This window comes from Bacteroides congonensis (assembly GCF_900130125.1).
GTDB lineage: Bacteria > Bacteroidota > Bacteroidia > Bacteroidales > Bacteroidaceae > Bacteroides > Bacteroides congonensis.
The window spans coordinates 448,504-460,684 of sequence record NZ_FQXY01000009.1; the positions used below are offsets into that span (position 1 = coordinate 448,504).

Annotated in this window: 9 protein-coding genes and 2 tRNA genes; 6 read left to right on the plus strand and 5 right to left on the minus strand. The window is 42.3% G+C overall.

Features of this window, described 5'->3' with window-relative positions:
• Positions 1 to 3: 3 nt before the first annotated feature.
• Together BQ7997_RS08385 and BQ7997_RS08390 are read right to left on the minus strand one after the other, a co-directional pair.
• On the minus strand, positions 4 to 1,254 hold the full coding sequence (locus tag BQ7997_RS08385; RefSeq protein WP_073345418.1) for an efflux RND transporter periplasmic adaptor subunit: 1,251 nt from the start codon (positions 1,252 to 1,254) through the stop codon (positions 4 to 6).
• A 52-nt stretch (positions 1,255 to 1,306) separates the two neighbouring features.
• On the minus strand, positions 1,307 to 2,779 hold the full coding sequence (locus BQ7997_RS08390; RefSeq protein WP_073345421.1) for a TolC family protein: 1,473 nt from the start codon (positions 2,777 to 2,779) through the stop codon (positions 1,307 to 1,309).
• Between the two features lie 207 nt (positions 2,780 to 2,986).
• Here BQ7997_RS08390 and BQ7997_RS08395 point away from each other — a divergent pair, with 207 nt between their 5' ends.
• Positions 2,987 to 4,363: a sigma-54-dependent transcriptional regulator gene (locus tag BQ7997_RS08395; protein WP_073345424.1), complete on the plus strand. Its 1,377-nt coding sequence runs from the start codon at positions 2,987 to 2,989 to the stop codon at positions 4,361 to 4,363.
• A complete protein-coding gene (locus BQ7997_RS08400) occupies positions 4,360 to 5,637 on the plus strand; it encodes a sensor histidine kinase (RefSeq protein WP_073345426.1) in 1,278 nt (425 codons plus the stop codon). The genes BQ7997_RS08395 and BQ7997_RS08400 overlap by 4 nt, the downstream gene beginning before the upstream one ends.
• Before the next feature lie 179 nt (positions 5,638 to 5,816).
• On the opposite strand, the gene BQ7997_RS08405 is transcribed toward BQ7997_RS08400, so the two are convergent.
• Together BQ7997_RS08405 and BQ7997_RS08410 are read right to left on the minus strand one after the other, a co-directional pair.
• Positions 5,817 to 5,891: transfer RNA gene (locus BQ7997_RS08405), tRNA-Pro, on the minus strand.
• Between the two features lie 35 nt (positions 5,892 to 5,926).
• Positions 5,927 to 6,001: transfer RNA gene (locus tag BQ7997_RS08410), tRNA-Pro, on the minus strand.
• A 322-nt stretch (positions 6,002 to 6,323) separates the two neighbouring features.
• Here BQ7997_RS08410 and BQ7997_RS08415 point away from each other — a divergent pair.
• A complete protein-coding gene (locus BQ7997_RS08415) occupies positions 6,324 to 6,518 on the plus strand; it encodes a hypothetical protein (RefSeq protein ID WP_022137493.1) in 195 nt (64 codons plus the stop codon).
• Between the two features lie 23 nt (positions 6,519 to 6,541).
• Here BQ7997_RS08415 and BQ7997_RS08420 read toward each other — a convergent pair whose 3' ends face one another.
• Entirely contained in the window at positions 6,542 to 7,252 is a 711-nt protein-coding gene (locus tag BQ7997_RS08420) for a tRNA1(Val) (adenine(37)-N6)-methyltransferase (protein ID WP_073345429.1), read from the minus strand.
• Positions 7,253 to 7,468: 216 nt separating this feature from the next.
• Between BQ7997_RS08420 and lon the strand changes: the two genes are divergently transcribed.
• Genes lon through BQ7997_RS08435 form a run of 3 tightly spaced genes read left to right on the plus strand, consistent with a single transcriptional unit; the run spans position 7,469 to position 12,165 of the window.
• The gene (gene lon, locus BQ7997_RS08425; RefSeq protein ID WP_073345431.1) at positions 7,469 to 9,937 is read left to right on the plus strand and encodes an endopeptidase La; all 2,469 of its coding nucleotides are present in this window, start codon (positions 7,469 to 7,471) and stop codon (positions 9,935 to 9,937) included.
• Positions 9,934 to 11,064 carry a tRNA guanosine(34) transglycosylase Tgt gene (gene tgt / locus BQ7997_RS08430; protein ID WP_044655520.1) on the plus strand — a complete coding sequence of 377 codons (1,131 nt, stop codon included), beginning with the start codon at positions 9,934 to 9,936 and terminating at the stop codon, positions 11,062 to 11,064. The genes lon and tgt overlap by 4 nt, the downstream gene beginning before the upstream one ends.
• 3 nt (positions 11,065 to 11,067) lie before the next feature.
• Positions 11,068 to 12,165, plus strand: coding sequence for an LptF/LptG family permease (locus BQ7997_RS08435; RefSeq protein ID WP_022137496.1), 1,098 nt, complete (start codon positions 11,068 to 11,070; stop codon positions 12,163 to 12,165).
• Positions 12,166 to 12,181: the final 16 nt, after the last annotated feature.

A 12,181-nucleotide genomic window follows, 5' to 3' on the forward strand; every position in this document is an offset into this window, starting at 1 on the left:
TCTTTAATCCAATATCAATTCTTCCGCATCGCCAAAGGTATCATATCCCGTCGTAATTACCCAATCTCCGGGCTGCAAACCTTCTGTAATTTCATACTGCTGCGGATTTTGGCGACCGATAGATAAAGGAACGCGGACAGCTTTTGTTTTTGAAGCATTCACCTTATAAATCCATTGTCCTCCCGTAGCCTGATAGAAATTACCGCGTGGGATAATAAGCGCCTGTTCCGGTTGCCCCAATTCTATCTGCACACGAAAGCTCTTGCCCACTCTTACGTTATCAGGCATATCACCTGTAAAAACAAGATCGACATCAAACATACGGTCTTTCACTTCGGGGACTACTTTCGTTATTTTCAACGGGTATTTCTTTCCCTGATAATTGATAGTGGCAGGCAATCCGGTAGTAATCCGGTCAATATAATATTCACTGAGCGAAGTATGGATCTTATATTGGTCAAGCACCTTTATTTCAGCAATACTTTCACCGGAAGAGACTTGTTGCCCGGGAGTAACCTTTACAAAGCTAAGCTGTCCTTTTATCGGAGCTGTTACCACCAAATTATTCAAGCGTTCATGAGCGCGTTCATATTTCTTCCGTTCCCTTTCCCGGTCGTTACGAATCAACTCTTTACGAATCATTGTTACAGCAGAATCATGCCGCAGGCTCTCCTGTTGCAAAGCTGCATTTTTCTGTTTGTAATTATACTCATCTTCAGCCACTTGCAGTTGAGCCTTGCTCTTTACCCCCATCTGATACTCTTCACGGTCAAGGGCAATGCTTTTTTTCAGACGTTCAAGCTCATAATTATTCGTCAGAGCCTGCTGTTTCAGATTCAGACTCTTTTGCTCCATTTCAATCTCCTGCTCCTGATAGGTAATCATTTGCTTTTCCCATTCGTCACGCTGGTCTTCGATGTTACGAAGCAAGTCCGGATTGGAAAGAACAAGAATCGTATCACCTTGCTGAAGCAAACTGCCTTCTTCCCCCACTATCTTTTCTACACTTCCCGCTTCGCGGGTATTGACCTTGATAGTCAATATGGGTTGAACCAATCCTTCCACATCTACATATTCCATGAAGTCAGCATCTACCACTTCCGCTATCTGGATATTCCCGACATCAACACGTAATTTTCTGGGACCTGATGAAAGGATGATTACATAAATCAGAAAGGAGAGAAACAAAAGTCCCCCTATCAGATAATATCTATAACGAATGTACCACGGCTTCTTTTCTAATTTTATATCCATGAGGTCATATAGTTTTTTATATTCATATCAATTACAAGAAAATCATTCAACCCTATTCGACGAGAAGATTATAATCCTCCGTCAGCAACCTGTTTCTCTCAAAATCATATAGCGTCATACTACGAAGTGTATAATATAAACTCCAATAGTTATATAAAGCCGATACGTAATTACGGCGTGCGCTATCTTTTTCTGAAATAGAAGCGTTCAAATCAAGAATGGTTGATTTTCCCAATATATAAAGTTTACGGGCAACTTCATTCCTCCGTCGGGCAGTTTCATCTGTGCGGGCAGCGATACGGACACGTTGCGTTTGCAGATTAAACTGCTTCACCAGTTTGCGGACATTCAGTTCAAAATCCGTCCTGCTTTGTTCCACCTGCGTATAAACCAGATCACGGTTAGAACGGGCTACCCGTACCTGACCTTTTCCCCGTCCCCAGTCTAAAATCGGCAGGGAGATACTTAAACTTACATATTGCTGGTCTAAAAGGTTCCGATAGGCTTCCGGTAATTTGTCCGCCGTCTGTGTCAGTCCGAAACGGAGATAAATATCCGCCTTCAAACCGGCATTGGCACGGGCTCTCGCAACAGCGCTTTCACTTTCCAGCTTTCGTCGCTTCATCGTCTGTATGTCAGGACTATTTTCATACGCCAGTGCCAGCGCCTCATTCAGATTGATGCTGAAATCCGGCACCCGGGAACTGACACGTACACGAATTTCCTTGTCTTCCTGAATACCCAGATATGAACGAAGCTCCTGCATACAGTTATCCATTTCAATGCGGGCATTCATACGGTTCGTTTCTTCTGTCAGACGATTAAGTTCCAGTTGCAGCATCTCATTTTCTGTTATCGTACCTATATTATAACGCCCTTGGGCATAGTGGTAAAGTGTATCTGCATTCGCATAATTGAACGACGCTATGTCGTAATTGCTTTGGGCGGTAGCTAAAGCAAAGAATTTATTAATCGCACTGGCTGAAACAAGTTCCAACGTCTCCACATAACTTTTCTTAGCCTCCTGATAACGTACGGGTTCTATACGCTTATCCCATTTCAGACTATTATAGCCAAAAAGTGACTGCCGATAGCCTATCATAACAGGTGAAGTCTGCCATGAATATTTATGCTCGCTGAACAAGTCCATACGTTGGGCAGATGTTTCGAGAAACAAGGATCCTCCTGTCCAGGATACGTTTTGTGAAAGATTCAAAGTCAGGTCAGTATTCAATAAGTTCTGCTCGACAAACTTAACCGAACCGTCACCCATTGTTATCTTATTAATGGCACGGTTCAAATTAGGATCGGATGTCAAACTCAAAGTCGGTAAATAATTGGCACGATAATATTTATAATTCCAATAAGCAGAACGAAAACTATGGCGTGCCGTTTGCGCGTCGGGAGATTCCAAGCGCGCTATTCTTACGGTCTGCTCCAGTGACAGCTCCATTGTCTGATTTTGGGCAGACGATAATTCCGTCGACAGGATTCCAATGCTTATGCAGATTAATTTCAGGTTCATCCTTCGTTATATTTATTAATTTATTATTCAAAACCTGTGCCATTTATATAAATTACTATACTTCAAACAGATACGTTTATCTCTCTTCTATTATCAGCGTGCAAATACGCACAAAACTAGTGCGCAATCGCACATACAACACATGATTATTATCCATATCTTTGCCGATGTAATAAAAAAAAGCAATAAATCTATTCAGCAAAAGAAATGAAAGAAGCAAGCAAACTGGGGAAAATACTTATAGTAGACGATAACGAAGATGTCCTTTTCGCCCTCAACCTGTTATTGGAACCTTATGCGGAGAAAATAAAGGTAGCCACCACTCCTGACCGAATCGAACATTTCATGACCACTTTTCAACCCGATCTTATCTTATTGGATATGAATTTCAGCCGTGACGCTATTAGTGGTCAGGAAGGATTTGAGAGCTTGGAGCAAATACTGCAAATTGACCCGCAGGCTATTGTTATCTTTATGACCGCCTATGCAGATACAGACAAAGCAGTGCGGGCTATCAAAGCCGGCGCAACAGATTTTATTCCCAAACCGTGGGAAAAAGAAAAACTACTGGCCACACTCACTTCCGGAATGCGGTTGCGCCAGTCACAACGAGAAGTGAATATCTTAAAAGAGCAGATAGAAGTACTTAGCGGTCAAAACACATCGGAAGGAGACATTATCGGAGAATCTCCTGCCATGCAGGAAGTTTTCACTACAATAAACAAACTAAGTTGTACAGATGCCAATATCCTGATTCTAGGAGAAAACGGAACAGGAAAAGACGTGATTGCTCATTTCTTATACCGCTGTTCCCCCCGATACGGCAAGCCTTTTGTCACCATTGACTTGGGAAGTATCCCCGAACAATTGTTCGAAAGCGAACTGTTCGGATTTGAAAAAGGGGCTTTCACCGACGCTAAAAAATCAAAAGCCGGGCGAATGGAAGTTGCCACCAACGGAACTCTGTTTTTGGATGAAATCGGCAATCTTTCACTTCCCATGCAATCGAAACTATTGACTGCTATCGAAAAGCGACAAATCAACCGTTTAGGCAGTACACGAGCCGTTCCTATTGACGTCCGCCTGATTTGTGCCACAAATGCGGATATTCGCCAATTAGTGGATGAAGGAAACTTCCGGCAGGACTTGCTCTATCGTATCAATACCATTGAAATACATATCCCGCCGCTCCGCGAACGTGGTAATGATATTATTCTACTGGCCGAACACTTCCTGCAACGGTATGCACGTAAATACAAAAAGGATATGCGCGGCCTGACCCGGGAAGCCAAAAACAAACTATTAAAGTATGCCTGGCCCGGAAATGTGCGGGAATTGCAGCATACGATAGAACGCGCTGTCATATTAGGAGACGGCTCTTTATTAAAACCTGAAAACTTTCTGTTCCATGCCGCTCCTAAACAAAGGAAGGAAGAAGAAACGATATTAAATTTGGAACAACTGGAACGCCAGACCATTGAAAAAGCAATGAAACTTAGCGAGGGAAATATTTCCCGTGCCGCCGAATATCTGGGCATAACCCGCTTTGCCTTATATCGTAAACTTGAAAAACTAGGCTTATGAAACGATATGCAATCAGAGTGATTTTACACATCTTATTTATAATACTGCTTTCCATCGGAAGTTGTCTGTTATTCCAGAAACAGTTATGGTTCAGCACCACCATCTGTATCATACTGTTGGTAACTACCGGCGTGCACCTATACCGTATGCAATTCAAACAAATTACTTTGTTGCGACGGCTGACAGACGGACTCCGGTATAATGACATGACGCAAGCCTTCCACCCGCCTTTCAAGAGTAAAATAATGAATGAGTGGGCAGAAGAACTTTCGGAAAGCCTGAAAGACTTCCGGGGAAAACTGTTGGCTGAGGAAATAAAGCACCAATATTACGAAAACTTATTGAACAAGGTAGACACAGCCGTACTTGTTGCCGACAGATCCGGACATGTAGAATGGATGAATCAGGCGGCCGTCACCCATTTAGGACAAATCTCACAATTACCGGAAGCATTACTAATCGCTTCTGCGACTAATGATATTCCAATTATCCGTATCGAACAAAACAGCACTGTCCTGGAAATGGCCATTTCTTGCACCAAGTTTGCGACACAAGGAAAAGAGCAACAAATAATCAGCCTGAAAAATATCCATTCCGTACTGGAACGAAATGAAATGGAAGCCTGGCAAAAGCTGATACGTGTACTGACTCATGAAATCATGAATTCCATCACACCGATTATTTCTCTTTCCGAAACACTAAGTGAAAGAGGAATACCCGAACAGCTTGGAGAAAAAGAATACTCCATTATCCTGCAAGCCATGCAAACTATTCACAGAAGAAGTAAAGGGTTATTAGAATTTGTAGAAAACTACCGTCGCCTGACACGAATCCCCGCTCCTGTCCGCACCAAAGTTTCTATTGCAGAACTATTCATGGATTTAAAGAAGTTATTCCCGGAAGAATACATTCATTTTGAAACTCCTTTATCAGAACTGAACTTGTATATAGACCGGGCACAAATAGAACAAGTCCTCATTAATTTATTGAAAAATGCCCGCGAGGCGTGTGGAAAGCAAGCAGATAAAAATATTCGGGTAACAATAATCACTTCACCTGCCAACAATAAGATTATGACAGTATCCGACAATGGAGAAGGCATTTTACCGGATGTTCTAGACAAGATATTTGTACCTTTCTTTAGTACCAAAACAACCGGTTCGGGTATCGGACTCAGCTTATGCAAACAGATTATGACTTTACATGAAGGAAGCATCAATGTAAAATCAGAATCAGGCAAAGGAAGTAGATTCATTCTCACCTTTCCTAAATAATGGGTTATTGCAATTTTGCAACTGTTGTGTATAAATTGCGATTCTTCATTAAGATAGAGAGAGTTAACGCACCTGCTTTGGGAGCAGGGGGCTAACTCTCTTAAAATATACAAATAAAAAAAGCCGATACAAACTGTATCAGCTCAACACCATTCAAATTTTCTTGACTTATTTTTTCGTCGGGGTAGCGGGATTCGAACCCACGACCCCCTGCTCCCAAAGCAGGTGCGCTAACCGGACTGCGCTACACCCCGAAAAAATTTCAACTAAACTCCTTCTTTCTTTGTAGTCGGGGTAGCGGGATTCGAACCCACGACCCCCTGCTCCCAAAGCAGGTGCGCTAACCGGACTGCGCTACACCCCGCTACTTTTTGAAGGATTGTTCTTTTCAAAAGCGGTGCAAAGATAGGGAGTATTTTTTAATTAACAATAGCTAAACGAATGTTTTTTATTTATTATTTCCCAATAGTCTGAGTTTCATCTGTTTGTATTTCAACTTTTTTTCTAGCAGAAATCAAAAGCATCATAGGACGTCGGAGTAAATAACAAAGAATCTGTTATATCGGACAAAGTATAGATATTAATGCGTTTAATTGAGATGAATTAACTGAAAATATATTTTAGCAGAATGAACCAACCTTCACTGTTTTCTGTTTTCAAAGTAGGAACTAAAAAAGAAAAGTCATATGAAAACAAAAAAGCAAAAAGAGACCAATGAAAAAGAAGTTCATTTGTTAGAACAAAAAGGATATGAAAGAATGGTGAATGAGATTGTACCAGTACAACAGGTAGAAACTAATCGTAATCCAACTAATAAAGAAGTAAAAGAGGCTGTAAGGGAATTAAACCCTGATATAAACAGCTTGGATAGTAGAGGATGAATTCATCCTCTACTCCTTTATATTTACATATTCAAATAATACTCCCGCGTCAATGCTATATATTCCTCACTATATTGATGGCGGGCTAATTCCGTCAACAATTCTTCGACAACACATTCCTGATTAGAAAAAGTAAAAGTAATCAGGGTACGTTTAGGAATGCCGCCAGGCTTAGTTATCACATTTAGCTGCAGGGCTGCATATAAATATTTCGCTGCAGCTGTCATTTTCACCCTATCAGCTACATCTGTCGGAATCACAATCGTAAAAGCTCCATCTTCCGCCAATAATCCGGCCACCCCTTCCAATAATTCTTCATAGGTCAGAGAATCATTATGCCGGGCTGCATTCCTCTGCTGATCCGGACACTCCAATGAATCAACGAAATACGGGGGATTAGAAACAATCACGTCAAACTTGTCCGAAGATTGATAGTTCCTGAAATCAGCCTGCACTACCTCTATCCGCTCCTTCCAGGGAGAGCGGGCTACATTCTCCCCGGCCTGTCCGGCAGCGGCTTTATCTATTTCCAATGCTACAATATCCGCATCCGGCAGACTACGTTGAGCCAACATCAATGCAACCAATCCCGTCCCTGTCCCGACATCCAGAATCTTATGTGCGTTCCGTACAGAAGTCCATGCCCCCAAAAGCACCCCATCCGTGCCCACCTTCATAGCACACTTATCATGCCACACTGTAAACTGCTTAAATTGAAAATAAGGATTCGACATTTTATCCGCTTATTTTTAAACCTGTTTTATTCTACTATTTTATTGGAAACCGCCAAAAATAAATAATTATTATGGAATACTTCTTCAATCGTCCCATATTTTGGCATTGTTTTTGTGTTTTTATTCCAAGCTGTGCTTTATTATTAGAGAGAATCAATTAACTTTGCAAACGATTTATGCATATTTGTATGACATAAACTAAATTAAAACGAAAAGATGAAAGAAAGATACTTATTGGAAGATGTAGGTGATAACAACGGTTTCTCGTTAATTACTGACTATGATGGTAACGATGAGAATGCATTCGATGTAAATATTAAATCTGGTGAAATTCTTCCGGTTCTTCCCCTTCGTAATATGGTGTTGTTTCCCGGAGTATTCCTGCCTGTCACAGTGGGGCGCAAGTCCTCTCTGAAGCTCATACGTGACGCCGAGAAAAAACATAAAGATATTGCAGTAGTATGCCAGAGATCAGCGCATACGGAAGATCCCAAACTGGAAGATTTACATAATATCGGTACTGTAGGGCGTATTGTGCGGGTATTGGAAATGCCGGATCAGACAACCACTGTCATTCTTCAGGGAATGAAGCGTTTGAGACTGAGAAGTATTACTGATACGCATCCATATTTGAAAGGCGAAATAGAACTTCTGGAAGAAGAAATTCCGAATAACACTGATAAAGAATTCCAGGCACTGGTAGAAACATGCAAGGACTTGACGATGCGTTATATCAAATCATCGGATGCAATGCATCAGGATTCGGCATTTGCTATTAAAAATATTAATAGCTCGATGTTTCTGATTAACTTCATCTGCTCGAATCTACCATTCAAGAAAGATGAGAAGATTGATTTATTAAGCATCAATTCATTACGCGAACGTACTTATCACTTATTGGAAATCCTGAATCGTGAAGTACAGTTGGCTGAAATCAAGGCATCCATCCAGATGCGTGCCCGTGAAGACATTGACCAGCAACAACGTGAATATTTCCTGCAACAGCAAATAAAAACTATCCAGGATGAATTGGGTGGCGGCGGCCAGGAGCAGGAAATAGAAGAAATGCGCCAAAAAGCAGAAAGAATGCGCTGGAATGCGGAAGTCAGAGAAACTTTCATGAAGGAACTGGCGAAACTGGAACGCACCCATCCGCAATCGCCGGATTACAGCGTACAGCTTAATTATCTGCAAACAATGCTCAACCTTCCGTGGGGCGTTTACACAACCGACAATCTGAACCTCAAAAATGCAGAAAAAACGTTGAATAAAGACCACTATGGACTGGAAAAGGTGAAAGAACGCATTCTGGAACATTTGGCTGTACTGAAATTGAAGGATGATATGAAATCACCTATTATCTGCTTGTACGGCCCTCCGGGAGTCGGTAAAACATCTCTCGGAAAGTCTATCGCGTCCGCGCTCAAACGCAAATATGTACGTATGTCTTTAGGTGGTGTACATGATGAAGCTGAGATCCGTGGTCACCGCAAAACATATATAGGTGCTATGCCGGGACGAATTATCAAGAGCCTGATAAAAGCAGGCGCTTCCAATCCGGTATTTATTTTGGATGAGATAGACAAAGTCAGCGCCGACCGTCAAGGAGATCCTTCTTCTGCATTATTGGAAGTTCTTGATCCGGAACAGAATACATCTTTCCATGATAACTTTCTGGATGTAGACTATGATCTTTCAAAAGTACTGTTTATTGCAACAGCCAACAATCTGAATACAATCCCCGGCCCGTTGCTCGACCGTATGGAATTGATTGAAGTAAGCGGTTATATCACGGAAGAAAAGATCGAGATTGCCCGCAAGCATCTGGTACCCAAAGAACTGGAAGCCAACGGACTCAAAAAGACAGACATCAAACTTCCTAAAGACACGCTGGAAGCTATCATTGAATCATATACCCGCGAAAGCGGCGTCCGTGAACTGGAAAAGAAAATCGGTAAGATTCTCCGTAAATCGGCTCGTCAATACGCAACCGACGGCTATTTCGCCAAGACGGAAATCAAACCTGCCGACTTGTACGATTTCTTGGGAGCACCGGAATATACACGTGACAAGTATCAGGGAAATGAATATGCCGGTGTAGTTACCGGACTGGCATGGACAGCTGTAGGTGGTGAAATTCTTTTCGTAGAAACGAGTTTGAGCCGTGGCAAAGGCGGACGCCTTACATTGACCGGTAATCTGGGAGATGTCATGAAAGAATCTGCCATGCTGGCACTTGAGTATATCAAGGCGCATGCTTCTATCCTGAACCTGGATGAAGAAATCTTTGATAACTGGAATATCCATATTCACGTACCCGAAGGAGCAATTCCTAAGGACGGCCCATCCGCAGGTATCACTATGGCTACTTCTTTGGCTTCTGCCCTGACACAACGGAAAGTGAAAGCTAATCTTGCCATGACAGGAGAAATCACGCTTCGTGGCAAAGTGCTTCCGGTCGGGGGTATCAAGGAGAAGATTCTGGCTGCCAAACGTGCCGGAATCAAGGAAATCATCATGAGTGCCGAGAATAAAAAGAACATAGACGAAATTCAGGATCTCTATTTGAAAGGACTGACTTTCCACTATGTAAACGACATTAAAGAAGTATTCGCCATCGCACTGACAAATGAAAAGGTTGCGGATGCCATTGATTTATCTGTAAAGAAAGCTAGCCGGGAATGACATTTGACTTACAATATACAGACACCAAAAGTAATGCCCGTGCCGGTCTGATAACCACTGACCACGGGCAGATACAGACACCTATATTCATGCCGGTAGGCACACTGGGCACTGTCAAGGGAGTACATATGACAGAGCTGAAAGAAGATATTCAGGCACAGATTATTCTGGGCAATACCTATCATCTTTATTTGCGCCCGGGACTGGAAGTGATTGAGAAGGCAGGCGGACTGCATCGCTTCAACGGTTTCGACCGTCCTATGCTGACCGACAGTGGCGGGTTCCAGGTATTCTCATTAGCCGGAATCCGAAAGCTCCGTGAAGAAGGTGCCGAGTTCCGTTCACACATTGATGGCAGTAAACACATCTTTACTCCGGAAAAAGTGATGGACATCGAACGTACGATTGGCGCCGACATCATGATGGCTTTCGACGAGTGTCCTCCGGGAGACTCGGACTATGCATATGCCAAAAAGTCATTGGGATTGACACACAGGTGGCTCGACCGTTGTATAAAACGTTTTAATGAAACGGAACCTAAATATGGCTACAATCAGTCGCTTTTCCCCATCGTTCAAGGATGCGTATATCCCGATTTACGCAAGCAATCGGCTGAGTTTGTCGCTTCCAAAGGAGCAGATGGCAATGCTATCGGCGGTTTGGCGGTAGGTGAACCGGTAGACAAAATGTATGAAATGATCGAGATTGTCAATGAGATTCTTCCCAAAGACAAGCCTCGCTATCTAATGGGAGTAGGCACTCCCGTCAATATTCTTGAAGGAATCGAGCGTGGAGTGGATATGTTCGACTGCGTAATGCCTACACGAAACGGACGAAATGGCATGTTGTTCACCAAAGACGGTATCATCAACATGCGAAACAAGAAATGGGAAATGGACTTCTCTCCCATCGAAGCAGATGGAGCTTCCTGCGTAGACACATTATACAGCAAAGCCTATTTGCGCCATCTTTTCCATGCACAAGAATTATTGGCAATGCAAATCGCTTCTATACATAATCTTGCCTTTTATCTATGGCTGGCAGGTGAAGCACGAAAACATATCATTGCAGGAGATTTCTCAACCTGGAAGCCGATGATGGTCAAAAGAGTATCAACTAGATTATAAAGAATGAAAAGCAATCGATTTATAAAACGGCTGGATTGGTATATCATCAAGAAATTCTTGGGGACATACGTATTTGCTATTGCACTAATCATTTCTATCGCAGTGGTATTCGACTTCAATGAGAAGATGGACAAGCTGATGGAGCATGAAGCCCCATGGAGTAAAATCATTCTTGAATACTACATGAACTTTATTCCCTATTTCTCCAACCTGTTCAGTCCGTTGTTTGTATTCATTGCTGTTATTTTCTTCACTTCCAAACTTGCAGAGAACTCTGAAATCATTGCCATGTTCTCTACCGGTATGAGCTTCAAGAGAATGATGCGCCCTTATATGATTTCTGCCGCCATCATTGCATTGACTACCTTTATGCTTAGCTCATACGTAATCCCGAAAGGAAGTGTGACACGTTTGAACTTTGAAGACCGGTATATCAAGCCCAAAAAGCAGAATACTGCACGCAATGTCCAGTTAGAGGTTGATAGCGGTGTCATTGCGTACATTGACAATTATAATAATGCCATGAAAACCGGAAACCGCTTTTCACTGGATAAATTTGTCGATAAGAAACTGGTTTCGCATCTAACCGCACGCCGTATTACTTACGATACGACTACCGTTCATAAATGGACTATCCACGACTATATGGTGCGTGAACTGGATGGACTGAAAGAAAAGATCACCAAAGGTGACCGGATTGACTCTATCATCAATATGGAACCTTCCGACTTCCTTATTATGAAGAACCAGCAGGAAATGTTGACCAGCCCCGAATTAAGTGATTATATTGCAAAACAGAAACGAAGAGGATTCGCCAACATCAAAGAGTTTGAAATTGAATATCACAAGCGGATCGCCATGTCATTCGCCTCTTTCATCCTGACAATTATCGGCGTATCTCTTTCATCACGAAAAACAAAAGGTGGTATGGGACTTCATCTGGGTATAGGCCTTGGATTAAGTTTCTCATATATCCTGTTCCAAACGATTACTTCAACCTTTGCCGTCAACGGAAACGTGCCTCCCGCCATCGCGGTCTGGATTCCGAATATCCTCTATGCAGGCATTGCTTTCTTCTTATATCAAAAAGCGCCTAAATAAAAATAAGGATATAGAT